Origin of the sequence: Peribacillus kribbensis DSM 17871 (assembly GCF_000430765.1) — a bacterium.
Taxonomy (GTDB): Bacteria; Bacillota; Bacilli; order Bacillales; family DSM-1321; genus Paraperibacillus; species Paraperibacillus kribbensis.
Window position 1 is genome coordinate 41,285 of record NZ_AUMQ01000016.1, and the last position, 25,339, is coordinate 66,623.

Annotated in this window: 22 protein-coding genes and 1 pseudogene; 5 read left to right on the top strand and 18 right to left on the bottom strand. The window is 37.6% G+C overall.

What is annotated here, in order from left to right:
* Position 1: 1 nt before the first annotated feature.
* The 9 genes from H539_RS27365 to H539_RS0100250 form a co-directional block, all read right to left on the bottom strand.
* A complete protein-coding gene (locus H539_RS27365) occupies positions 2-337 on the bottom strand; it encodes a hypothetical protein (RefSeq protein ID WP_051348366.1) in 336 nt (111 codons plus the stop codon).
* A gap of 575 nt (positions 338-912) precedes the next feature.
* Positions 913-1,407 (bottom strand): flavin reductase family protein, encoded by a 495-nt coding sequence (locus H539_RS0100215; protein ID WP_425414689.1) that lies wholly within the window; start codon positions 1,405-1,407, stop codon positions 913-915.
* 13 nt (positions 1,408-1,420) lie between these two features.
* Positions 1,421-1,981, bottom strand: coding sequence for an NADPH-dependent FMN reductase (locus H539_RS27370; RefSeq protein ID WP_051348367.1), 561 nt, complete (start codon positions 1,979-1,981; stop codon positions 1,421-1,423).
* 56 nt (positions 1,982-2,037) lie between these two features.
* Positions 2,038-2,451 carry a thioredoxin domain-containing protein gene (locus tag H539_RS0100225; RefSeq protein ID WP_026691835.1) on the bottom strand — a complete coding sequence of 138 codons (414 nt, stop codon included), beginning with the start codon at positions 2,449-2,451 and terminating at the stop codon, positions 2,038-2,040.
* A gap of 40 nt (positions 2,452-2,491) precedes the next feature.
* A complete protein-coding gene (locus H539_RS27375; protein WP_081415730.1) occupies positions 2,492-3,682 on the bottom strand; it encodes an LLM class flavin-dependent oxidoreductase in 1,191 nt (396 codons plus the stop codon).
* Between the two features lie 53 nt (positions 3,683-3,735).
* Positions 3,736-4,149 (bottom strand): thioredoxin domain-containing protein, encoded by a 414-nt coding sequence (locus H539_RS0100235; RefSeq protein WP_026691836.1) that lies wholly within the window; start codon positions 4,147-4,149, stop codon positions 3,736-3,738.
* A 52-nt stretch (positions 4,150-4,201) separates the two neighbouring features.
* Positions 4,202-5,419 carry an LLM class flavin-dependent oxidoreductase gene (locus H539_RS27380; protein WP_081415732.1) on the bottom strand — a complete coding sequence of 406 codons (1,218 nt, stop codon included), beginning with the start codon at positions 5,417-5,419 and terminating at the stop codon, positions 4,202-4,204.
* A gap of 19 nt (positions 5,420-5,438) precedes the next feature.
* Positions 5,439-6,962: an aldehyde dehydrogenase gene (locus tag H539_RS0100245; protein ID WP_342663985.1), complete on the bottom strand. Its 1,524-nt coding sequence runs from the start codon at positions 6,960-6,962 to the stop codon at positions 5,439-5,441.
* 1 nt (position 6,963) lies between these two features.
* Positions 6,964-7,653, bottom strand: a complete 690-nt coding sequence (locus H539_RS0100250) for a GntR family transcriptional regulator (RefSeq protein ID WP_026691838.1) — start codon at positions 7,651-7,653, stop codon at positions 6,964-6,966.
* Between the two features lie 332 nt (positions 7,654-7,985).
* On the opposite strand from H539_RS0100250, the gene H539_RS0100255 reads away from it, so the two are divergent.
* Positions 7,986-9,434, top strand: coding sequence for a sigma-54 interaction domain-containing protein (locus H539_RS0100255; RefSeq protein ID WP_051348368.1), 1,449 nt, complete (start codon positions 7,986-7,988; stop codon positions 9,432-9,434).
* 548 nt (positions 9,435-9,982) lie between these two features.
* Positions 9,983-10,327, top strand: a complete 345-nt coding sequence (locus H539_RS0100265) for a hypothetical protein (RefSeq protein WP_026691840.1) — start codon at positions 9,983-9,985, stop codon at positions 10,325-10,327.
* Between the two features lie 721 nt (positions 10,328-11,048).
* Here the strand turns inward: H539_RS0100265 and H539_RS0100275 are convergent.
* The 3 genes from H539_RS0100275 to H539_RS0100285 form a co-directional block, all read right to left on the bottom strand.
* Positions 11,049-11,789, bottom strand: coding sequence for an esterase family protein (locus H539_RS0100275; RefSeq protein ID WP_026691842.1), 741 nt, complete (start codon positions 11,787-11,789; stop codon positions 11,049-11,051).
* Between the two features lie 10 nt (positions 11,790-11,799).
* Positions 11,800-12,975, bottom strand: a complete 1,176-nt coding sequence (locus H539_RS0100280) for an ATP-grasp domain-containing protein (RefSeq protein ID WP_026691843.1) — start codon at positions 12,973-12,975, stop codon at positions 11,800-11,802.
* Between the two features lie 150 nt (positions 12,976-13,125).
* The gene (locus H539_RS0100285; RefSeq protein WP_026691844.1) at positions 13,126-13,956 is read right to left on the bottom strand and encodes an alpha/beta hydrolase; all 831 of its coding nucleotides are present in this window, start codon (positions 13,954-13,956) and stop codon (positions 13,126-13,128) included.
* Between the two features lie 396 nt (positions 13,957-14,352).
* Here H539_RS0100285 and H539_RS0100290 point away from each other — a divergent pair, with 396 nt between their 5' ends.
* From H539_RS0100290 to H539_RS0100300, 3 genes and pseudogenes are all read left to right on the top strand, one after another.
* On the top strand, positions 14,353-15,177 hold the full coding sequence (locus H539_RS0100290; protein WP_026691845.1) for a hypothetical protein: 825 nt from the start codon (positions 14,353-14,355) through the stop codon (positions 15,175-15,177).
* Positions 15,178-15,303: 126 nt separating this feature from the next.
* Positions 15,304-15,549, top strand: a pseudogene (locus H539_RS32670) (DNA/RNA helicase domain-containing protein); the annotation flags it as partial.
* On the top strand, positions 15,546-15,851 hold the full coding sequence (locus tag H539_RS0100300; protein ID WP_026691846.1) for a nucleotide pyrophosphohydrolase: 306 nt from the start codon (positions 15,546-15,548) through the stop codon (positions 15,849-15,851). The pseudogene H539_RS32670 and the gene H539_RS0100300, both read left to right, overlap by 4 nt.
* Positions 15,852-16,167: 316 nt before the next feature.
* Here H539_RS0100300 and H539_RS0100305 read toward each other — a convergent pair whose 3' ends face one another.
* The 6 genes from H539_RS0100305 to H539_RS29935 are packed head-to-tail and all read right to left on the bottom strand — an operon-like array spanning position 16,168 to position 25,279.
* Positions 16,168-18,633, bottom strand: coding sequence for a tetratricopeptide repeat protein (locus H539_RS0100305; protein ID WP_026691847.1), 2,466 nt, complete (start codon positions 18,631-18,633; stop codon positions 16,168-16,170).
* A gap of 14 nt (positions 18,634-18,647) precedes the next feature.
* Positions 18,648-19,904, bottom strand: a complete 1,257-nt coding sequence (locus H539_RS0100310) for a dynamin family protein (RefSeq protein ID WP_026691848.1) — start codon at positions 19,902-19,904, stop codon at positions 18,648-18,650.
* A 24-nt stretch (positions 19,905-19,928) separates the two neighbouring features.
* Positions 19,929-22,172, bottom strand: coding sequence for a dynamin family protein (locus H539_RS29930; RefSeq protein ID WP_026691849.1), 2,244 nt, complete (start codon positions 22,170-22,172; stop codon positions 19,929-19,931).
* Between the two features lie 12 nt (positions 22,173-22,184).
* Positions 22,185-23,861, bottom strand: coding sequence for a dynamin family protein (locus H539_RS0100320; RefSeq protein WP_026691850.1), 1,677 nt, complete (start codon positions 23,859-23,861; stop codon positions 22,185-22,187).
* A 20-nt stretch (positions 23,862-23,881) separates the two neighbouring features.
* On the bottom strand, positions 23,882-24,292 hold the full coding sequence (locus tag H539_RS0100325; RefSeq protein WP_026691851.1) for an SMI1/KNR4 family protein: 411 nt from the start codon (positions 24,290-24,292) through the stop codon (positions 23,882-23,884).
* Positions 24,293-24,304: 12 nt separating this feature from the next.
* Complete coding sequence (locus tag H539_RS29935) at positions 24,305-25,279, bottom strand: HNH endonuclease (protein ID WP_051348369.1); 975 nt, start codon at positions 25,277-25,279, stop codon at positions 24,305-24,307.
* Between the last annotated feature and the right edge of the window lie 60 nt (positions 25,280-25,339).

Sequence of the window (25,339 nt, forward strand, 5' to 3'; positions counted from 1 at the left end):
ACTATCCCTCCATGCTGATCTTATAAATTAAAGCTTGATCTTTCTGCATGAATAGAGGAACATCAAATGAAAAATTACCTTCCGAGTAATCCATTAAATTTTTGGATAAGTTTCCAGGACCAAACTTGATTTTCCCGTTAGCAGCTAATCCATTTTGCAAACACCAGTTTAGAAAGTGAAAGATTCTTTGTCTTCGTTCTAGGATGTTTTTGTTTCCTTTGTCAAAAAACCACTCATCAATGGTATTATAGACTCCTCGATTGATTCCAAATTGTTTAATACAGTATTGATGAAAGAGTAAATCTGGTAAATGGACCAATTCAGTATAAAGATTCATTTTGTTCCTCCTTTCATGTAGAACCTGCATAGCGTATATGCATACCTCTGTATCAAGAGGTATTGCAGACGGCAATCGGCTGTCGACAGTTAAAATCAATACCCTTCCCTTACTTTCATTCCGAAGCGCTTACATAAGGATATCTGAGAAATTTTTAGGGGAAGTTCCCTTGGCTGTTTCGATGTCTGCTAAGATTTGGACCTTTAATTCTTCTAACTTATTAAATATTCTTTTCAAATTAAATTCAGTATTGTATTTCCAGCTTATCCCCATATTAAATTAAGAATGTGAACTTCTATCGTTTTGTTTTTTATTGAACTACTCGTTTTTTCAATAGTTGACCGCGATATTCTTGACACCTCTATACTATTCCATTTTGGTAGATTTAAACTGCAAATACGCCTTAGTTAAACTGGATATGGTCTATTGGGTTCTAAATTTGCTGTAGGGAGCCAATTTGTCTGCCTATCCTTTTTCCCAATACGACAACACCGGAAAAATTCATAAACATCTATTCCTTTCTAGAATAGGGAGCGGATAGTTAATACTTTAACTATCCGCTCCGTAATTTATAATTAAACAGGCCAGCCCTCAGGTATTAATCCCACATTGCGGCGGAAATACAGCATCGGTTCTTTGTCCCGCTTCACGATATCTATTATTTGGCCAATGAAAATGATATGATCACCGGCTTCGATTGTCTGAACAGTTTTGCATTCCATTACTCCTAAGGATTCTGAGATGACCGGTAAATTATTCTCAGAGTATGACCAATCTGCTTTTGAAAAACGGTCTAGACTCTTCCCCGCAAAGGCCCAGCATAATTCACATTGATCAGCTGCCAAAATATTAACAGCAAATCCGATAGAATTTTTAAAGGCGTTCAAATGTGTGGATTTACGATCCAGACACCATAAAACCATCAACGGGTCCAATGACACAGAAGCAAATGAGTTCACAGTAAGGCCAACAGGACTGCCATCTTCATTTACTGTAGTAATTATGGTCACGCCAGTTGGATAACTTCCCATAATCTGCTTGAAAGTGTCTACTGTCTCTAGATTAGTCAACCCCATAACCCCCTTAATATAATGATGGACCCAGAACCATTCCATGAGTCACTTTTGTCAATTGGACCAAGTCATAACCAAACTTTTCTGCCTGATTTCTTATATTTTCTTCAACAATTCTTCCTTCCTCCACTGTAAAGCGCGAATGGTACAGGACACCTGGAATCGTATGTACCCTAAAGAAAGCCATCGCTGTCCGAAATCCAAGATCCATACCAAGATAATGATGATCACTTCCGCCCGTAGCGACCAGACCTGCTGTCTTTCCCTTAATAAAATCATCAGGGACGAGATCAATTAAATTTTTCAATGCCCCAGTAATCGTCCCTCTGTACATGGGGGATCCAAAAACATAGGCATCAGCCCTTTTAATTTTCTCTAACACCTCCTGGGTATCACGTCCGTATTCTTCTACTTTTCTCCCGTCACAGAACTCCAATACGTGCTGGGATAAATCAACAACATCAATGGTTACTTCATGATCCTCCAGCCGCGCACCCTCTAAAGCGCTTTCAACCAATGCCCGTGTCCGTCTGCTGGAAGCAGAACTTCCACAGATACCAAGTATTTGCACCTATCTCCCTCCTTCCTCTAGTAAATTATTTACTCGTTACTGCATCCATTCCTGAATTAAGCCATGGTTACATCCTTGACCTTCACAAACCTGAAAGCAGAGACCATACTTTCTAGGTCGTAACCAACAATAACAGTTTTATAGTTTGTTATGATTGGAGAAATGCAAAGTGAAGGCACCTCTGCAAGCAAATCCCGTATTTCTTCTTCAGTCAATTGACCACTATTCATTTTTTCAATATATTGTCTTTCGAAGTTTCTCTGGGGATTGATCATGGAAAACGAAAACACATCCGGGTAAATCAGTTCTCGTACTCCCCCAGGTACCAGATTGGCTAACCTGTCAATTTCCTCTCTAGTTAAACGGAAAACACTAGTACTTTCAAACGGTATACCATTATTTTTCAGCCACGCTTTGGCAATATCCGATGATGGATTCCCTGACTTTGCATACACTACCCATCGATCCATATGTCCTGCCTCCATTCCATTTATTCTTTGCTAGTCAAACTTAAACCTGTACAGGCGAATATAATTCTGTACTGATCCTTTCAGCTTCTTCAGGGGATTCTTCCTGTTTAACTGGTTTACGTACACCAGCCTGTTCTAATAACGGTAATACATTTTCGTTAAAATATGGCATTTCCTCAACGTAATCAAGGAATGAAACTAATGTTCCAGAAATGCCTGTTTTCGAAATCTTAATCATCTCATCTGCTACTTGTTCAGGAGTTCCGACGAATGCCCAGCCGCCCCAGCCGCCAATGAAATTCTCTCTGGCCTTGGTTAAGAAATCAATAGAGTTTGAGGATGATTCAATGCCAAACATATCACAAATGATGTTGGCGACCTCCCAATCCCCCTGTTCACGGACATAATAATCATAGAATTCTTTTGCCTCTTTCTCCGTCGGCCGGCATACAACAAAACCAGTTGTAAACGTATTTATTTCTCTTCTAAACTCATCCCAAGCTAGTTTTTTCATATGATTGGTCCATTCCTTGGCATGTTCCATGGATTCAATATATCCAAAGTTAAAATCTGTTAATCTAGCTGAAAATTCACGTCCCTTTTTAGAGGTACCCGCACTGATTAATACCGGTCTTGGACTTTGGGATGGTTTTGGCTCCTGCCATCCATCCTTGATCTCAAAAAAGTCACCCTTATAGTCAAAGAATTGCTCAGACCACATTTTCAAGACGACTTCCATCCATTCAGTGGCATACTCGTATCCTTTGTCGTGTTCCATTTTCTTTCCAGAAAACATATCCATTTCTTTTGGAAACCAGCCTGTAACCGTGTTCAGCCCAATTCTGCCCTTTGAAATTTCGTCGATTGTCGACAGCATTTTGGATGCCACAATCGGATGCATAGTAGGAACATGTGAAGTACAGAATAGATAGATTTTTTTAGTAACAGCAGCCATAGCGGCAGCCCACGTATACGTTTCCATACAGTTGCCATTAAAGTTACTGGCACCGCCAAATCCACGCCAGCGTGCAACCGGTACAATACACTCGTATCCCGCATCTTCCATCATTTTTGCAATCTTTACATTGGTCTCAAAATCTGGTTTAAATGATGTATTTGCTAAAGTCATTGAACAAGAATTACTAACATTGGGACCAAATATCCCCAACTTTAACTGATTATCATTAAACATTGGATTTCCTGCTTCTCTGAAAGCATCAAACCGGCTCATTATATCGCTCCCTGCTTTTTTATTAAATTACTGATACATGAATTACAAAATGTTTATGCCATACTAATATCTTTCACTTTGACATAACGGAAGGTTGAGACCATTTTTTCCAGATCATAGCCGACTAAAACTGTTTTATAATCTGTAATGATGGGGGATATCACCAATGCCGGAAAAGTTGCAAGAATATCTCTTATTTCTTCTTCTGTTAATTCACCGCTGTGAATTTTATGAATATATTCTTTTTCGGTTTTTTTCTGGGGGTTAATCATACTAAATGAAAAGGTATTAGGATATACAAGGTCCTTAGCGCCACTGGGCAAGAGGTCGGCCAGTATATCAATCTGTTCTCTTTTTATTTGAAAAATACTATAGTTTTCTGAAGGTATCCCGTTGTTTTTTAACCAAGCCTTTGCAATATCTGAAGCAGGATTTCCTGTCTTGCTATATAACACCCATTTGTCCATACATTTCTCTCCTTCTTCCATGGATTGCCATTAGAGCATAACCGACCGCAGTTTAGCGAACGGATGATACTAGTACGGCTGCCTCTTCTGACGTTTCTTTTAAAGATTGTGCCTCAATCTGTTCTGATGCTGACTTTTCTGAAGACTTCATAGATTTACGTACACCTGCCTGCTCAAGCAAAGGCAGTACAGTTTGGTTGAAATATGGCATCTCTTCAAGATAGTCCACAAATGACAGGAGAGTTCCAGAAACTCCAGACTTTGAGATGTTTATTAACTTATCGGCTACTTGTTCAGGTGTTCCGACTAATGCATAACCGCCCCAGCCAGCAATAAAGTTTTCCCTGAACTTCTTATTGAAATCAGCAGATTGAGAGGCCGTATCGATATTAAAGAGGCGGCAAATGATATCCGTTACTTCGTCATCGCCTTTTTCCCTCACATAATAATTGTAATATTCCCACGCTTCCTTTTCTGTAGGACGGCAGACTACAAAGCTGGTTGTAAACGTATTAATTTCTCTCTTGTATTCTTCCCAGGCAAGCTTCTTCATGGTATTTGTCCATTCCCTGGCCTGTTCCATGGACTCAATGAAGGAGAAGTGGAAATCGACGTATTTTGCTGCAAAATTCATTCCTGCTTTTGACGAGCCCGCATTTATCAGTACAGGCCGAGGGCTCTGGCTTGGTTTCGGCTCCTGCCATCCATCTTTAATTTCAAAGAATTCTCCTTTATGATCAAAAAACTGTTCGGACCACATTTTCAGGACTATGTTCAGCCATTCTGCTGCGAATTCATATCCTTTATCATGCTCCAGTTTCTTTCCAGAGAACATTCCCATCTCATTTGGAAACCAGCCGTTAACAGTGTTTAATCCTATTCTGCCTTTAGAAATGCCATCAATAGTAGAAATCATTTTAGATGCAACAATCGGATGAATGGTCGGCAGATGGGATGTGCAGAAGAGATAAATTTTTTCCGTAACAGCAGCAATCGAAGCTGCCCATGTGTAGGTTTCCATACATTCCCCATTAAAATTACTTGGCCCGCCAAATCCGCGCCACCTGGCTACAGGTACGATACACTCGTAGCCTGCAGCCTCCATCATTTTGGCAATCTTGACATTGGTTTCGAAGTTGGGCTTAAACGAAGTTTCTGCCAGAGTCATAGCACAGGAGTTATTTACATTTGGGCCAAATATGCCCAGCTTTAGCTGATTATCATTAAACATTGGATTCCCTGCTTCTTTGAAAAGATCAAAGCGGCTCATTTTCTTCCTCCTTTATCCATTACAAAATTTTAAATGGATCTGTAATGATGTTGCCAGTATCTACCCAGACACTCTTAACCTGTGTATATTCATTCATGACATTAAAGCCATTTTCTCTTCCAATACCGCTGGATTTGTATCCTCCAAACGGTGAGGAATAAGAAACTTTTCGATAATTATTGATCCATACAGTACCCGCGTTAATTTTAGAAGCCATTCGGTGGGCACGTTGAACATCTTTTGTCCAAACAGCGGCCGCTAAACCAAATTCCGTATCGTTTGCAATGGATATGGCTTCTGCTTCATCTTTAAAGCGGATTAGAACTACAACAGGGCCAAAAACTTCTTCCTGGGCAATCCTCATGTCATTTGTCACATCGCCAAAGATCGTGGGCTCTACAAAGAATCCGTCTTTCAATTCAGGTGCAGCTGGGTGGTTACCTCCGTGCAGAAGAGTAGCACCTTCATCCTCTGCAATTTTGATATAACGAAGGACTTTTTCATATTGTCCCTTAAAAGCTACGGTTCCCATTTCAGATTCCATATCAAGCGGATTTCCAAGTTTGATTTGGCTTGTTCTAGCAACAAGCTTTTCGACAAACTGATCATAGATATTTTCATGGACAAGCACTCGTGACCCAGCCATACAGGTTTGGCCAGAAGCTGCGAATACACCCGCTAAAACGCCATTGACTGCATTTGAAAGGTCGGCATCCTCATAAATAATATTTGGGGATTTACCGCCTAGCTCTAATGTTACACGGGCAAAGTGGTCTGCAGAGTTTTTCGTGATCAGTCTGCCAGTTGCTGTAGAACCAGTAAAGGCTATTTTACGAACATCAGGATGCCTGGACAATGCCTCACCTGCTGTTTGGCCAAAACCGGTGACAAAATTTACAACTCCAGCCGGGAAGCCAGCTTCTTTAATTAATTTTGCCAACTCTAATAGGGATGCAGGAGTTACTTCTGATGGTTTAACAACAACCGTATTTCCTGCTGCTAAAGCCGGGCATAATTTCCATAGGGTTAATAGCAATGGTGAATTCCATGGAACTATTGCGCCTATGACACCAAGAGGCTCGCGAACCGTATAATTAATCATATTGGGTACATCAACCGGAATGCTTTCCCCATGAATTTTGTCTGCCATACCAGCAAAGTAGTAGCACCAGCCTGGGAGGGACTTTGTTTGACCGATCATTTCCCGAATCAATTTACCATTGTCAACTACTTCACTAATAGCCAGATGCTCTGCATTTTCTGCGATCAAATCACCAAGTCTGCGGAGCAATGCACCGCGCTGGGCACCTGTGTATGTAGACCATTCACCCGTCTCAAATGCCGCTTTAGCTGCCTTTACAGCAAGATCAATATCTTCTTTTTCACCTGCTGGTGCTGTTGCCCAAACCTTTCCTGTAAACGGGTTGACAGATTCAAGCCTTTTTCCGGAAGCGCTTTCCACCCATTCGTTATTAATGAACATTTTATAATCTTTTACTTCAGTATAAGGCAGCTGATAAACCGTTTTTGTTATTGTAGTCAATTTAAAAACCTCCTCTGTTTGTTATGGATTCCATTTGGTTTTGGCAAATGTATGAATCCTCAAAATGTTTCATATCACGCTGGATATGCTGTTCCATTTTTTTTGCAGCTAATTCTGGCTCATGAATGCTCAAAGCCCGGAAAATACTATAATGTTCTGCTAAAAAACTATCACTTCGGTTATATTGTTTAATAATGGTGTTTCTGCAAATTTGAATTAATGAACGGATATTGTCCATCATCTTTTTGAGCTGATTGTTTCTTGAATAAGTAATGATCGATTCATGAAATTTTGTATTGAGAGCTATAATTTTTTGCGTATTTTTTTGCTCTATAGCTTGCTCTGTCCAGATTAATACCTGGCTTAAGCATTCGAGTTCATCTTCCTTCATGTTTTTGGCAGCCCAATACGCCGCGATTGCTTCCAATCCAATTCGGACTTGATATAGCTCTTTTGCATCCTGTAAAGTAGGAGTAAAAACTGAAATATTCCCTTCATCATTAACAAGAAGTCCATCGCGTTCCAATTTTCTAAATGCCTCTCTAACCGGACTTCTGCTCACACCCAGGTCGGATGCTATTTTTGTGTCGATCAATCTTTCGCCGGGCATGATTTTCCCTTCTAATATTTCTGCCTCTAGTCGTTTATAAATTTGCTGGTAAAGCGGGTCAACTCGTTTAACCGGATGCATGTCCGACTCATCACCCCCTGTATCATTTTGAATATTGTAATCTGTCGACTACTCACCTTTTTAAAGTGCAAAAACCATGCCAACTCTTATTCAGCGGAAAATTTTATTATAAATTGTTGTAAAAGTACTTTGGTTTAAGGGATTTTTATTTTTTTATTCAATTTTTCAAGACAAGACAACGTAGATGATATACTGTATACAAAATAGATATTTCAGTATTTGTATAATAAAGAAACACATTTTTTGTCTAAAAAATAGACAAATGTGCCAATATTGACAATATTCAAAATTTATAATACTTTTTTGATAACAAAAATAGAGGTGGTGATATTTTGTCGGTTCTCAAAACAAGTGATTTGGATCCAGATAATCTCGATATTATTTTCAACTCTATGAATTACGGAGTAGTAATAATAGATAAAAGAGGAAAATTCGTGTTCATTAATCAGGCTGCTCAAAGAAAAATGAACCTTACATTGAATGTATGGATTGGAAAGCATATAGAAAGCTTCGTTCCTAATTCAGTCATTTACGAGGCGCTGGTTACTAAAAGCCCGAAGGTTAACAGGATTAGCAAAATAATAGGGAAAGACTTCCTCATAGATGCTGCCCCTATAGAGAACCGCGGAAAGATCATTGGCGCTATTGCAACTTACCGGGACGAAGAGGACATAACTGCACTTAAAATTTGCCTTAACTTCCCTTTCCAACAGAATGGTCATGACTTACATAATGAATTACTCTTGGATCCCTCCCTTCCTCCAGCTGAAAATGATTTTTTCATTTCACAAGACAGCCAGCTGGCAGCTGATCTTAAAAAAGTAAAAAAGCTTTCACGTTCGGATCTCTCAATTTTAATTCGAGGAGAAAGCGGAGTTGGAAAAGAAGTAATGGCCAAAAGCATTCATCATTGGTCAAATCGAAAATCAAAACCTTTTATTGCGATTAACTGTGCAGCTATACCAGAATCATTATTAGAAAGTGAGCTTTTTGGATATAATGAAGGCGCTTTCACAGGTGCCAAGCGTAATGGCAGTAAAGGAAAGTTTGAATTGGCTAATGGCGGCACGATATTTTTGGATGAAATCGGGGATATGAGCTATCACCTACAGGCAAAGCTCTTACGGGTTCTGCAGCAAAAAGAAATTATCCGAGTTGGAGGCAGTGAAGTTATTCCAATCAATGTAAGAGTTATCGCAGCCACTAATCGTGATCTAGAAGCTATGATAATCAGTGAAACATTCCGTGAAGATTTGCTTTACAGAATTAATGGTTTCACGATAACAATTCCCCCTTTGAACAAGAGAAAAAAGGATATTGAGGTTCTTATTCACCATTTTCTCAAGGAAATTAACTGGAAATATAATAAGGATATAAAACTAAGCCAGGAGGCTTTTGATGTTCTGCTAAACTACTCTTTTCCTGGGAATGTACGGGAATTAAGAAATGTATTAGAACAGGCCATTTTTTTAACAGATACAAATGTAATAGAAATCATGGATCTACCCAAAAACCTATATAAGGATATTGAAGACTTACCTTATACTGAACCACAGCAAAACAATGAAGAAATAGTACCAAGCCTTTCTCCTCTACCATCTTCGTTGGACTTTTCTCAAAATATCACTGAATTAGAAATAAAATTAATGAAAGAAGCATTAAAACGCTCAAACCATAATCGATCAGATGCTATAAAAATGTTAGGTATATCCCGGCGTTCTTTTTATGAACGTTTGAAAAAATACAAAGATGAAATTGAAGATTTAGAATTACAATTTTGATAGATCAATGTTAATCTAGACATTAAAATTACATTAGTCATGTTTGGATCTGAAATAGGTATTGAAGATTAAAAGTTATGGGAACAATAGGATTTCTGAAAAAACCACTACAAAAGGGCATTCATCATGTACAATCTTCAAATTCGATTCCATCAGCTTTCGGTATATCATTTACTTATTCCCCTTTGCCCGAATATCGTTTAGCGGAACTCCTGCTTGTGCTTCTGCTTATGTACAAAAGAAACTTGAGCTTGAATGACTTCCTCCTTTTAGCGAGTCGCAGCGCTTACTCTTTATTCCATATTAAAAACACTTGATATATCCTATAACCACTTTAAAAGATGGGTTTACATTTACCAGATTAATAAGATTTATCCAGCCCCTTCCAAATTAAACAGAACTTAATAAAAGAAGCTGCAATATAGATCAACTTAGCTTTTACTTCTAAATGTTCAAATTACTGCAAAACATTATTTCTAAAGAGATAATTTTATAAGGAAAGTTATAACTAAAAGAGAACTATATTCTTTTATAAGTGAGGGATAAATATGGGTCGGTATAAACAAAGAAGTGACGGCAAAGGCAGCCTAAAACTAATTCAAACCTTAATTAATGAGCATGTGCATGTTATCAACAAAAAACTTTCACTAGTAACAGACGAAAACATAATTTGGGTTTCTCCTCTTGAAAAAGACGAATATGCCGAATATAGTGATGTTGATTTTATTGAAAGGGTCGCTCTAGATGGAAAAGTGGCAAGTAAATTAAAGGAGTTTTGGCCGACAAATGGTCCCCGATGGGATGCATTAGCCAAATACGGGGAAAATGGAGTTTTCATAATTGAAGCTAAAGCAAACCTGAAAGAGCTCATATCACCCCATCCTCTTCAGTAGCCCCCATCTCCAAGCAGCTTATCGCTCAGTCATTAAGGGAAACACAAAAATATATAGGTGCCGAGCCAAGCGATATTTGGACAGAAACTTATTATCAATATGCAAACAGGCTAGCCCATTTGTATTTTTTAAGGGTAATGAACAGTGTCCCTGCCTTTTTGGTCATGATCTATTTTATTGGAGATGAAACCGTAAAAGGTCCGTCATCTCAGGAGCAATGGGAAATTTTTATTGTGAGGATGAATCAAAAATTAGGGATACCAGATGACCATCTTTTGAAACCTTTCATAAAAGATATTTTTATAGATGTGAATGAATTGCAGGAAAATAATAGTACGGGTCTAGCCGGACCTACATGTAATTATTAAAGGTCTCTCATATTTTTGAAAGATGAATCATAAAAAAGGAAAGGAAAAAAGCAGGGGCATTTGAACTGCCTCGTAACATTTACGGGGTGTTTTATAGCCAAATTTACAGCCGAAAAGAAATTAGAAATTGTTCAAATTTGATCAAGGCGGTTACGGGATCCGTAGTAGGATATATGGAACAACCCATAATACAATTAAAAAATGGGTTCTACAGTTTCAATATCAGTTTCCCAATCTTAGAGACATTGGGTTTCCTCAGCTCGTTACAACTGCCCCCTTCTTCTCTCAAACGCGGTAAAACCATGCAATTGACAAAAAAACACCAGCACTCAACTCTGATGTTTTTTGACTTTTTAGTATAGTATTTTCCCTAAATAATACGGCATTTGGTGCCGCCACCAAATCCAATCATGCGAAACATCTTCGCCCCACTCATCAAACCATACCGGAATTTGTTTTTCATTAAAGGCATCTTTTAATGTGAAGTATGAAGGCAGCCCATCCTGTTCCCAATCACCCAGCCCTGTACAAATAATGATAGTTGCTGAACGATAGCGATCAATAAACCAGCCGTCATTTTGATTCCATATGTAATCACTCGGTGAATTTTGATATACAAGCGGATCATTTCCGTAATCCCCCAAAAAGTATCGCGCATCGTAAATACCGCTAAGTGCAACGGTTGTTTGGAACACATCCGGGTGTCTCAAGAAAAAATTCAATGCATGATAGGCCCCCATGCTGCACCCTGTTGTCATCATTGGATCAAACCAGCCTGTTTTATGTTTAATAAATGGAATAGCTTCGGATATTACATAACGGTCATATGCTTCATGAGCCAAAGCACGGTCATGCGGCGTTTTTGAATCATGGAGCCAGCTTTCATTATCTATACTGGACAATGTAAAAAACTGAACTTTTCCGGTTTCAATAAAATCCTGGCAAGCATCAATCATTCCAAAATCATGATATTCAGTGTGCTTCCCTCCAGATGAAGGAAAAACCAGGATCGGCATGCCGCTGTGCCCATATCTGTTCAACAGCATTTCACGTCCTAATTCACCGCTCCAATGGCTTAAGTATTCAATATGCATAGAAAATCTCCTATCCCTCATTTATTCGTTCATGTACAAAACGGATAATCTCATCCACTTCTTCCTGCGAATCTGCATTAATCGCATAAATTTGATTCCCCTGGAGTACCGCAAACGCATCTGGAATGCGCTGAACAAACTTTACACGATCGCCAAATCGTTCATAAATATCATTCATGCCATGCTTATACTCATGCGCATCACGCTGTGTTACACCGACACAAAACTGATTTTCTGCCTTGGACTCCTTACATTCTCCTCCTGTCACAATTGAGGCATACTGAGCAAATAGATCAATAGAGTACGCGGCATTGTACATATCAATCGTGTAGCCGCCAGCCAGGCGATTATTGTATTCAAGTGCAACATAATCCCCATCTTCTAATTTAAAAAACTCAATATGAAAAAAGCGTTCTTTCATGCCAAAAGCTTTTACGATCGCCTTTCCATATGCTTCGAGCTTTGAATCAATTTCTTTTTGGATCACATATGCCATATCAAGCTGGCCGCTAACGAGTTCCAGAGTTGGCACATTATATGTAAAGCTTGTTTGGAAAACAATATCACCTTTTTGATCCACCAGCCCATCAAATGTACAAAGCACGCCTCCTTCGACAAATGGTTCTAAGAAGTATACCTGTGCTTCTCCCCATTCTTCTTCAAAACGTCGTACTGCCTCTTCTGAATCTAATTTGAAGGTTGCAGCTGATCCCACTCCATTATCCGGTTTAGCGATAACTGGCAGTCCTAAATCATCAAGAGCTTTAGATAAATCACTTTTACTTTTAACAACTCTTCCTTCTACAACGGGTACATCTGCTTCTCTAAACAGTTTTTTCATTTCAGATTTATACTTAACTTTTTTCAACTCATCCGTTTTATTGCCGTACACATTAAATTGGTCACGCAGCTGTGCATCAAGCTCCAGCCAGTGCTCATTATTGGACTCAATGCGGTCAATTGGACCATGTTTATAGAATAAAAATGCAACTGCCCGTTTCACTTCATCTATATCTTCTAAATTATTTACACGATAGTATTCTGTTAAAGAGTTTTGTAATTTGGATTCTAACTGGTAATATGGCTCTTCGCCAATTCCCAGTACATTGACACCTGCTTCTTTTAAACGATGAGCGAACGGCTGGAAATTACCTGGGTAATATGGCGAGATCAAAATATAATTCATAAAAAAAGGCTCCTTTCTTAGAATCCAAGAATCTTAGTTTTTACAAATGATACAGTTATTTAAATATTAAATCAATTTAAATGCGAATATATTCAAAAAAAGAGTGAGAGTTTCCTCTCACTATCAATTAAATATAATGATTCACTTCAATCAAGACCACTTCTCACTTAAGAAACGTAAACATTCTGGTAAGTGTTTTGCCCAGGCTTTTTCATTATGTTCTTCATCCGCAAAAATATTCAAACGAATGCTCTCAATTGGAACAGATCCTGTTAGCAGCTGGTTATAATACTTAAGCGATCCATCGATATATGCCTGCTTCATATTGCCATACATCAATTTCCGATCGGTTTCATCACCTTCCTGTGTCCCAACCTGGATGTACACGCGTTGTTCAGGATCCAGCTCTTTTCTTGCAATATAACTGTCAAAGGCTTTACTTGTAATCCAATTGGCTAAAGAAAAAATTCCTAACCCGCCAATTTGATCTTTATATTCAATTCCCATAAAAGCAGAAATATTTCCTCCAAGGGAACTGCCAATCATCGCAGTATGATACTTATCAGATTTCGTTCGGTAATGCTGGTCGATAAAAGGCTTCACCACTGTCATGACAAACTCTGCAAACTCCGCGCCTCTCCCGCCCAGCTCAAACTCTTCAGGAAGCGGGCTTTCAGTAATTTTCCAGGGCGTATATTCATTAATTCGCTCTTGCCCTCCATGATCAATCCCAACAACAATCATCCTCGGCAGATCGGGGTTTTGTTTAATTGCCGGAATTACTTTCCATGAATTCCCGCTATAGGATTCACTGCTGTAGAAAACATTTTGTCCATCATGCATATAGACGACCGGATAACTTTCAGCCTCATCTATATCATAATTTTTCGGCAATAAAACACGCACGCGACGTTCTTCATTTTTATAGGACATATGTAAATGATGTGTTTCTAGTTTTAAATAAAAATAGGATTTGTTCATTTTGCCACTCCTCACTCCCATGATATTACATTAAATATACTAATCTCTTTTCCATTAAACCTTTTGTTTATATTAACATTTCTAGTGCTTCATCTCTCCATTAAAACAAAAAGACTTTAATGAAAATAGGGTGGAGAGCTTTTCATTTTCAATAAAACGACGGACTGCTATTTTTTCCTATTTACCTTTTTTAATCTTATACAGGTAGAAACTCTGCGGATGAAGTTGTATAATCTCTAGGTAGTGTTAAACAAAGCTGTTTTCTAATTGTTGTTTTTAAAAGAGGATAAGTTGATTTCCGCTTCAACCAACTTCTTTGACAAAACACATTCCACTTCCAATAGCAATAAAGTTTGCTAAAACAGCCTAAACAAAAAACATTAGAGGTGAAATGCATTGGGCTTATATTCAGATTCCGAGCATACAGAAAAAGTCGAAGGCGAACAATATAGAGAACAAACACGGACCGAGGAACCGCAGACAGAATGGGAGACGGACCAAAGGGGACCTGATCCACGGGAAACAAGGGAAAGCAGGGTCAGTCACTCAAGAATGGAGAGGAGAAACAAACCGGCAGATTCAGAGGACACAGTGGGAGTTACTCCGCAAAGCATGACAAGCTCCAAGCGCGTCCCCAAATCCAGACCTTCCCTTAAGGGAATAAATATGAAACTGCCCAAAGTGAAGCTCAATCTTGTTATAAAAATCGCAGCAGTCATTGCGGTTCTCATCAACGTTAGATATATTTTAGGTCTGATGAAAGACCCGGCCGCCATCTTTACTTTCAATGAATTGGTGATTAAGCTGGCAATATCAGTTGGTATCAACTTTGCAGCAGTCTGGATTCTGTTTGCCAAACAGTCCCGGATTAAGTATTTTCTTTCTCTGTTCGCAGTGTTAGCATCGTTTCTATATTATCTTTATGGTGAGTATACCAATCATACTTTATTGATGAGGAGCCACCTAATCCCTTCAGTTCTTGTCATACTATCCGTTTTGATGATGGTCAATTCCAAGTCAAATTATTATATCAAAAGCATCCTTTTGCTGGTCTTCCCCACAGCGGGGATCTATTTCAGCAGCAATCAATTTGCACTTGAGTGGGTACTGATTGGCAGTGCTGGACTGGTGATGTTTTTTAGAATTTCCAAAACAAAAAGGAATCGCAAATCTGTTAACAAGGAAAGCAGGGCAAGAAGGAACCAACGAGAGTCAGCTTAGTTTGGCGAGAAAACCCAGCATGCAAATAAGGCCATCCAGATATTCTGGATGGCCCGTTTTTTATTTAATGAAAGTAGCTCCGCTAAAATGCTATTATTTTATTGAAACAAACGTCCTTCCAAAAACGTTGTCCTTGGCCCTTCCGTGAGCTATGATGAAGGTTAAGACCGGCTAGTCATTGATCCTTCAAAATACTAAGATACAGGTGCATTTATTTCAAGAACGGATTTATCTTCTGAAAAGAACCAAGAAATTATTTTAAATTCCATCAATGTCCTGATGAAACGGTCATCCATGGCCTGTACCATTTATGCGACAGATCCTAAGTTAAGACAGAGACTACTCCAACTGCAAAGGGGAAAACAATCATGAGCGATATTCAAGGCTTAATTAACAAACTCAATGAATTTAGAGACGAAAGAAACTGGAGACAATATCATAACCCAAAGGACCTTGCCATTTCCATTTCCATCGAAGCAGCAGAGCTACTGGAAGACTTTCAATGGATCAGCAATGAAGAAGCACTTAAAGAAAATGAAGAAAACATCCGTGAGGAAATTGCGGATGTACTGATTTATTCATTAATGCTATGTTCTGACCTCGGGTTAAATGTAAAAAAAATAGTAGAGGAAAAGATTGTGAAGAATGGGAAGAAGTATCCGGTTGGTAAATAGGCAGGGTATTTCTTCCAATAAATGGATAAAGGGGTGTAAAAACCGCTTTAAAGGATACGTAAATTGTATATAATAACAAACATCTTTTCTTCCTTCCGTGTTCAATTAATATAATATAAAACCCTGCTCCATTTTAGAAGCTGGGTTTTATCATTCTGTAAAAAATTTAAGAAATGTTAAATGGAGTCATTCCCTCTCGCTTTAATCGCCTAGAGCGTTTCCAAATATAACTCTTCCCTTTCCTTGTCAGAAAGGAAATGATAGACTGAATGCAAATAATTCTACTAACTGCAAATCAATTTTTAACAACGGCAGGCTACAAATATTGCTGCTGTATCTCTAGTACCATCTGAACATAGATTTCTTTTGCCTTTGGAAAATCCTGTTGAAGGAGGTGCTTGTATCCGTTTTGGATATACTTATTCCATATATACTGATAGATTTGGAGCGCATCTTTACGGGAATCAATTTTTTCCACTAAAGCTGGGGCCATATGGTAATACTCTTGAATTAATCCTGAACCCTCCTCCTGCATAATTAACCACTCATCACGAAATTTCTTAAAAGCCAGTATCTCCTCACAGTTGTCTTTTTTCCCAAGCGCCATACAAGTAGCTGTAGTCAAGAAACACCCTGACCTCGACGAGCTACTGCTGCTATAGGAACCTGAAGATGACTTACTATAGCTGCTACTTGAACTGTAACTAGTAGTGGATCCCTGTTCTTTCTTCTTTTTCTCTTCCTCTAAACGGGCAGTAATTTTAATATGATGGGTTTTACATATGTTATGTCCCAACTTTGATCCTTTTGAGTAATATTGGAGAGCTAGTTCCATATTTTTCATTTTGCCTGCGCCAGTTTCATACATTTGACCAATCAAAAAATAAGCTTCTCCTGTTGAACAATTACACAAAGTTTCATATGCCTGTTCATAATCCTTATTGTTATAATAACAAACACCAAGAAGCTCCTGTATTTCTTGACCTTTCTCCTTTTTATCTAATCCCAAATACGCCTTAGCATAATCAATCACCCGATTATAATCCCTTTTTCGATAAAAAAGTTCTGCCAGTTGAAAAATAGCTTCGGAATGCTCATAAATAGCAGCCAGTGAAAGTCTGATAATAGCCTCCTGTTCTTTTCCCTGAGCTAGTAACATACTTCCGAGTTGAAAATTTGCATCCCTGTTTAGATAATTGCCTAAATAAGTTAAATGTTCCACAGAAAGTATTTTCTTAGACTGGTAGAGGCTAAATAAAGAGCCACCTGCCTTTTTATTTCCTTTTTCAAGTGCTAACCGATAAAACTTAGCAGCCTCTTTTTCATAATCTTGATTTTCATAATACTGACCCAATATAAAAAGAATACCAGAATCATCACTATCTTTGAGCTTTAATACAAAATTGTAAACCTGTAGCTTTTGAAACCCTAGTTCCTTTTTATATTTTATCTTCGCTTCCAATACTTCAGGATCTTCTGGATCCATCAAATGAATAGCATCCAGATGGGATTTGGAAGGACTCTCACCCTTTTTTTCACCAATAGTTAGTAATAATAGATTGGCTTTTTTATATCCAGCTTTGAGAAGTTCTTCAGCACTAGACTCTGCCTCTTCAAACTTTTCAAGTCCTATATAAGATTTACTCAACCTATAAAGAGTTTCTAATTGATGAGTTCTAAGTACTCCGTTTTCAGATTTACCTATGATACTTTCCTTAATGTCACTCAAAATAGATTGTATCTTTGTTAGTATATTTTGTAATCTCTCAAAAGAAGATGTCGCTTTATCAATTTCATCCTGAACTCCAGTTCGCAATTTGATTAATCCGCTTTTATCGTAATGCTCCAACATCAGCAGAGTCCTGTTGATTTTTTCTATAACATGAAGACTTTTGTTCCGCTCCTGGTAGATATATGCAGACACCTCTTGAATCAACTGCTCAGTCTTTCGGAACAAATCCTTTCGGCTGCTCGGAACATTAAACTCTTGGAGAGCTTCAAAAAGATTTCCATCCATAATTGCAAAGTTGAGATTCATGTCCATTAATAAATCTAGCAAATTATCTCTATCCTCATGTGGAACTTGGAGCAAAATCTTTTTATTATAACCAATCGTATTTAAATAGCGAATAGGCTTATCCCAACCACTCTTAATATCAATATTCACAAGAAGGGCGTCTGTCCTATCAAGAAAATCCCAAAAAGTTTCATTGTTATTAGATGCTAGGGAAAAATCAATATAGGTTATATGTTCATGAATGAAAGGAGTCTCACTTAAAAAATAAGTAATAACATTCCGCAAATCCATATGATATTTCCGAGCTAAAGTATCCAGTAAAACTCTGATATCAAGCCTGCTGATTTCCTCTCGGTTATGAAAGGCATTATACAAATAAATCCTCTCATCCTCACTGTGACAATGTATAATTGGGATATTTCTATTTTTCTTCATCAAAAACTCACTATTCCGACCAGGCTGAATAATCTTGTCATAAAATAATTGCCTTCCCGCCACTGAAGTGTGCATAACACCAATTACCGTTTTTTCTCTTAATGCAGGAACTGTAATAAAAAGCTGAAGCTGCGACATAAAGTTTTCGATTACTTTCAAAAAAGATGCTTTTTCTGGATACTTAGAGTCATCAATAATCATTACTAACTCTTGTTTTATTAAATCGTGTAACTGTTTAAAGGTCTCATCCCAAATGTGACTATCTCCCTCGGTTTGAAAAACCTTCGAAAGCAGTTCTATTTCTGTCCCTTGTTTTCCTATCTCCCTCATCCTACACCTCCCTCCTATGGTTCAGCTGCTAAAGTAAGAGAATCAATCTTATTCATAAGCCTTGAGAAACTAGTTTTTAAAAAAGCATACTCCTCATGCAAAACATTCTGTTCAGATATGCGAGCATGAATACTTGAATAAAGCTCTGCAAGATCTCGAAACTGAGTGACTTGCTTCGTATAAGATAACAATTCTCCGACTTCTTTTTGTTGTTTCAATAACATTGCACCAGTATCTTTAAAATAAATGTCCCACTCTTTAATTGCATCTTCAAATTCATCCTTAAATGTCATTCCTTTTCGAAGGGGCTTATTTGCATACTTAAAAAAAGCTTGGATATAATCTCCTGCATATTCATTTTCCAAAAGTGAGGAATATGCCGTTACACCAAATACATTTAATCCCCTTTTGGAAATAATTTCTTTCGTATTCGAGACAATTTCTTCTACTTGAGATTCCGGCTTAATATCTGCTTTATTAAACACAAATAAAATAGGTACATCCGCTCTAAGTTTCGCTATAAAGTCTAAATCTTTATCTGTAATCACACCATCATCTATATCCATAAGCCAAATGATAAAGTCTGCAATCCTCAACTGCTCTCTGGCAATATGTTCGTCGGTATTGTTCTCAAGCTTATACGACTCAGCTTTCGTATACCCAGGTGTATCTAATAGAATCAGATTCTCATATGGAAAGAAAGGCGTCTGCACATTAATGTTTTTTATTAGTTTAGAAAAACTTAGTTTGTATTGGTTGTAAAATTCATGGGACAAAGCTTTAAGCGCTTCTTTACCGATATCCAGCACCTGATTCCTAAAGGTATAAGCGCTTAGCTTCTCTTTCCCCTTCATTATATATGTCGGTACGGAGGTAGTTGGTGTTTGGTCCTCTGGCAAAAGCTCCAATCCAATGATTGAATTTAGAAACTTTGATTTCCCTGCACTAAATCCCCCGCCGATTGCAATAAAATTTTTACCATCCAATATTTGAAAACGATTCATTTCTTTAATCTTATCAACAATTTGGAGCAACTTTTGATAGATCGCTATTTCATCTACCATATCAAATTTCCCTGCAAACTTACGGAAATCATCCTGAATAAGACGTTCTAAACGATACATTGCTCTTTTCAAGTCAGGTAAAATCTCTTTTGTTTTCAATAGGTTAGATATTAAAATGAGCGCTTCTTCAGGATTATCTAAATATCGATTTGAAGCCTTAGATTTTTTATATCCTTCATCCTTATCTATGTCATCCAAAAAGTTCATTTCTTCTCCAGCCTTTTTCCTATTTTAGTCAAGGACCATAACCCTTTTAATATCGGCATTAATATCTATTAGTAATTGCTCATAATACTTCACGTACTTTGCTCTTGACTCTAGCTGAATTTGAACTTCTCCTAATACATTGTTCATATTCTTTGCAACTTTGTCCGTAAATTGTTTCCCTTCCTCAGATAATAGATTGGAAACCTTTCTAATTTCATTCTCCAAAGCCTCAATTGTTTCTTTCACCACAAGAGACATAACCTTATTCTGTTTTTCCACAAGCTTATGTATTTCATCATTTTGAATGACACTTACAGAAAAGGCATCGGAAATCATTTCCTCATATTTGCTGCTATCCAAATTAAATTCTGGAATTGTTAACTTGTTTAATAAAATTTCAATTGGATTTAACATCTCATTTTCCCTTAAACTGCTATTCTTTAAATCAAGCAACTCTAAAATAGCTTTCTTAAGTTCCTTGCGTAATCCATCAATATTAATAATGGTATGAAACGTATCGATAACATGCCTTTGAATAGCGACTGAGTAATTTCGGACATTATCTATAACTTGATTTACTTTGGCATAGTGATAAGTTACATTTTGATAATGATCCTTCTTCCAGAGCCACCAGCCTGAAGAGTGCGAGTACTCGCTTTTGTTTTCCGATGTAATATCAACATTTTGATGATGCGCCTGTGCTTCCCTTAAATCCTGCTGTAAATATCTTATCTTCCTCTGGAAACTGACGGCTTCCTTTTGGAAGATAAAATCAACATCTGCTTTGGAAGCATTAATTTTAGATGTCATTAGATTATACTTTTCTTCTAGCTGCTTTTGATCATAGTTAGTGATATTATCTAACCGAGTAACTGTCTCCGATTGAATTGTTTCAAGAATCTGTTTAAATCGTTTGCTTTGACCAGAAAGTGTGTCCTTTAATCTATTCTTTAGGATATCTTCTTTATCATTGAGTATAGATGGAAATTCTTTCTCTTTGATTCGATCGATATTTGAAAGGTACTTAAACAGCTCTGGATCATTCTTCATTGCTGGAAAAGTTACCTTTAGTCGCTCGACAACATGGCCTTCAAGCTCGTCCAGATTCTTCAATCTTTTATGACCTATGCTGTATAAAACAGACGAAATGAATTGTGGCGGCATATATTCTTTCAAGGAGAGGAGCGTTTTATTATTTGGATTTTTTTTTAATTCTTCATCGACAATATGAAGGGCATGTCTTATCAGTTTATTCCTTAATTCCAAATACCCCTCTTCCAATACCCCGCCTGGTTTTAGGTTTAGTAATGCATTGTCAAATTTGCTTCCAAGAATGATGCCTTTACGAATGCCTTCCGTCGGTAAAGTATTTACAATAAACTCCACGTCATGACTACTCATGAAACGACTAGCTCGGCTTAATAGGAAGATGGCATCGCATTGTCCTAAATATTTTCTTGTAACCATCCCACGAGAAACGATAGGATCGTTTGTTCCTGGTGTATCAATGATTTCTAAATCCTTCAAACTTGGAACATCTAGATAAACATTGGTGCTTTTTACAATAGGTGTTAGTATACCAGTTGCCCCCACGTAATAACTAAGCCGGCCAACTAAATCATCAATATTTTCAACTCCAATGATTGTTTCCGATTTCCCAAGGTAACTATCAACATCTAATCCGTTTTTCAACACAAGTTGAGTAAGCTCTTTACAGCCTGACTTTTCTTTAGGCACTCTTTCCTCTACATATCTCTTAATTTCTTCAGCAGAAATGTTGACCTTTTCTGCTGTATTAGAACTTTCTAAACTTAATCGTAAGGAAGAAAAAGGATTGGAATTTTCACTTCTTTTTTTCGCAATTAGTTCATTTTTGAACTTCTCGTAATCTAGGTCATATTGATGGGAGAGATCTTCAATTGTTTCCCAGTCCTTACGGCTGTAGAAAAAAACTTCCGCCTTTAGATTTCTAGAATAGGATATTTTGGTCAAAGCGGCTGTCATCGGTGTTGGTGCCTCCGGCAGAATCTTTTTGCCTTCGAAGAGGAATGCATTTATAAAAGAGGACTTTCCAGCTTTCACTTCCCCAACAATACCAATTTTCAGCAATTTTTCTCCACGGACAATTCCCTCGATTTTTTCACGGAATTCAGACGAAAAGACATGCAAATCAGTAAGTACCTGATCAGAAATCAGTTCTGTTTTTGGTACATATTTTTTTGAGATTTCCTCATATCTATTAATCATAATTTCATAATTGTGTTCCATATCGACCACATCCTAAGCTAAGTTTTGTCTAATGCTTTCTAGCCTTTGAATATCGGATTTTAACTGATTAAGATATTCAGCTAATTCACTCTCTTTTTTCTCTTTACTATTAATTGATTGGTGTAGCGCTGACGATAAACTTAACATTTCTTCTTCCATCTCTTGCTTAAACTTTTGTAAAAATTCATTCTTTACATTTTCTAAATTGTCTTCGATATTCCCACGAATTTTATTAGTAATTTGGGGGATGATTTGCGTTTCAACCTGCTCTTTCAATTTCTCAAGTTGGCGTTCCTCACTGCCAATACCAAGTACTTTTAAAATATCCGGCAGGAAAAATATAATTAACTCAACCCACGGGGCCACCACACCTGTTATAATAGCCAATCCACCAACAGAAACTTTATATATCTTTTCAAAGCGTTTCATAAACTCTGCATTTTCTGCAAGCTTATTAAGCCCCTCTTGAACAAGTTCAATCGCAGCTCCTACTTTTTGTGATGATACATTTATGCCTTGGGCGATCTGATTAGCATCTAATAATTCTGTTGACATGGAAGCAACGAGATCAGAAAAAGTGAGCTCTAAATGTTGATTAGTTGAACAAATTAGAACTGGGCGGACGAGTTCATTTATTTTTTGATTAAATGAGGTTTCCCCTGCCTTTGCACTTAGAGCTAGCGAGTTAGACTCATTCATTAGTACATTCTGTACATCACTTAAAATATTTTCCTTCACAACATTTCTTATTCTATGCGTAATTTGTGTTTCTTCCTGTTTAAATTTATTAGTTAAACCCTTAATTTTTGCTTCAATTTCATGAATACGGGCAGTAATCTCATCAGTATCAACATCTGAGTTTCTTACAATAACATCAAGATTCAGTTTTACTCTAGCTATGAATTGAAGCAGTTCCGGTAGAAATCTCTTTTTAAATAAATCATCCTTTTGGAAAGATTGAATTGCCTTTAAAAAACCAGCATTTCCATTTTCTATCCGATCAGAAGCCGTCTCAACCATAACCCCTTTTGAGATTCCATCAACCACACTTTTTACATTGTCAACGACTTTCCCCATTTCCGCCTTTGTCCTTTGATCAATCTTGTTTACAATGACTGCATAATTTAATTGGTATAGATCAAGCTCATATAAGAAATTTAGTACACTTGACTTAATTGAACCATCCTCAGAGTCAACGACAATAAGGAAAACAATTCCTTCTTTTAAATATTGAAAAATGGCTTTATTGTGCTCTTTAATTCCTGAGTCAAAGCCAGGCATATCAACTAGAGTCACATCCCCTAATGCCCGGATTTTCTCGTTTTCTAAATAAACTTCAATAAATCGAAAGGTAGTTGCATCTATTTCCTTAATTTTCTCAAGTGGGAAAATCTGAGTTTCGCCCGTTTGTTTATGAGCAACAATTTTATTTTCTCCGTATTTAATTTCTGCAGCAATAGCTGTCTCAGGTGTAATTTCTACTGGCAATAGCTCGGTTTCCAAAAAGGAATTAATGAGTGTACTCTTTCCTGCATTGAACCCTCCAACAATAGGCATCTTCACTGTAAACGACTCCATTTCTGAAGCCAACTTATCTAAAGACGCAGGAATTTCTTCTGGCAGATGATGATTAACCGCTATTTCCTTAATTTCCATAACCGTTTGTACATATGTTTGCTTTTGATTCACGTCCATCTCTCCGTTCTTATTTAGTAAATTGCATTTATAAACGTTTGAAAATTTTTACTGACGTACTCCACCCCATCAATTTCATGGTGATATAAGACTACGATTGGCTCGGTTTCTCCTTCACCACTACATAAGCAAAGATAATCTCCAGATGGTGTATTGGCGAAAGGGAACATCGTTTTTGGAAGCTTGAGCCATGTTCTCACTTCATAAACATTAACTGTATAGTCTTGTTTAATCGGCAAAAAGGATTTTATTACGCGTTCTTTTCGGGTATATGTAATAAACCTTCGCTTGTTTGGCCTTCCTCCATGATAATGATAGAGAATTTTTTTATAGGCTAAAGGAAAACTTATTTGAAAATCAAATTCAAGTTTTTCGATATCTTTAATTACTAATGGCATTTTCACAAAATTCCATTCAAGCTTCACACATTACATCTCCTAACGATATTCTGTTCCGCCTCCCCAAATAAACCTGCCTCCTGTATGCCCGGTATGAGCATGGATTCCCTCAGGGACCAGTTCTAATCTTCCGGGAACTTGATGGTGATGCCAGACATACCCGTCTGGTGTCTCTCCCATTCGAATTTGATCCAACTGTTCAGATGAAAACTCCCCTCGCAATTCCGGATTTAGTTCAAGCTGATTGGCAAGGTAACTATTGGCTGCTTCGAACTGGACATAATCACTTTCTAAATAAAGATCCTCAGGAATAGAAACAGCTGCTGTCTCTTGAAAATCAGGATATACACCCGTAACAAGCTGACCGTTTGAAAGTTCAATCGTCTCTTTTTCATAAGGAACTCCTGTTTCATCATGGACATCGCCCTCAATATCAGCATTCACTGTTTGAATGACGTATTCATCAGAGGAGTCATCCGTTAAATATAAACCTTCGTTTTCCTGTAGCCCATGGATACTATGAAAGAATAACTCATTTGAATCTACCGTTTCTGTTACCTCTGCTGCATGCTCGACGATACCATCTATTACATCCACAATCCCCACTGCTACGCTCCCAACAATCATCGTTTTAGCAATTCCTTTTGTTCCATTAAGCAGCCTCCGAGAATCCCTGTCTACTACACCAACAACAATATCCTTGCCGTTTTGAGCAGTATGGATAACCATAGTTTCAAGCCCATTTGCTGTCCTTTCCATTACAGCATATAGCTCTTTTAATCCTTCATTTCGCACATGCTTATTATTGGTAAGCAAGCCTTTTACGGTACTGACTGTTCCAGAGCCCAATTGGCCAATCGATTGCCCGGTACTTATGGATACCTTTTGAATATCCGTGCCAACTTCCTGAAAAAACTCACTCCCCGTTATTCGTCCAAAAAATTTGACTGGTTCTCCCAGGACATAGCCAGAAGCCTGTCCAAAAGCATAACCTCCAGTATGAAAAAATCCCATTCCACATCTCCTTCCATCTATAGAAAAGAAAAACAAAAAGCACAAAAAATCAATTTATAA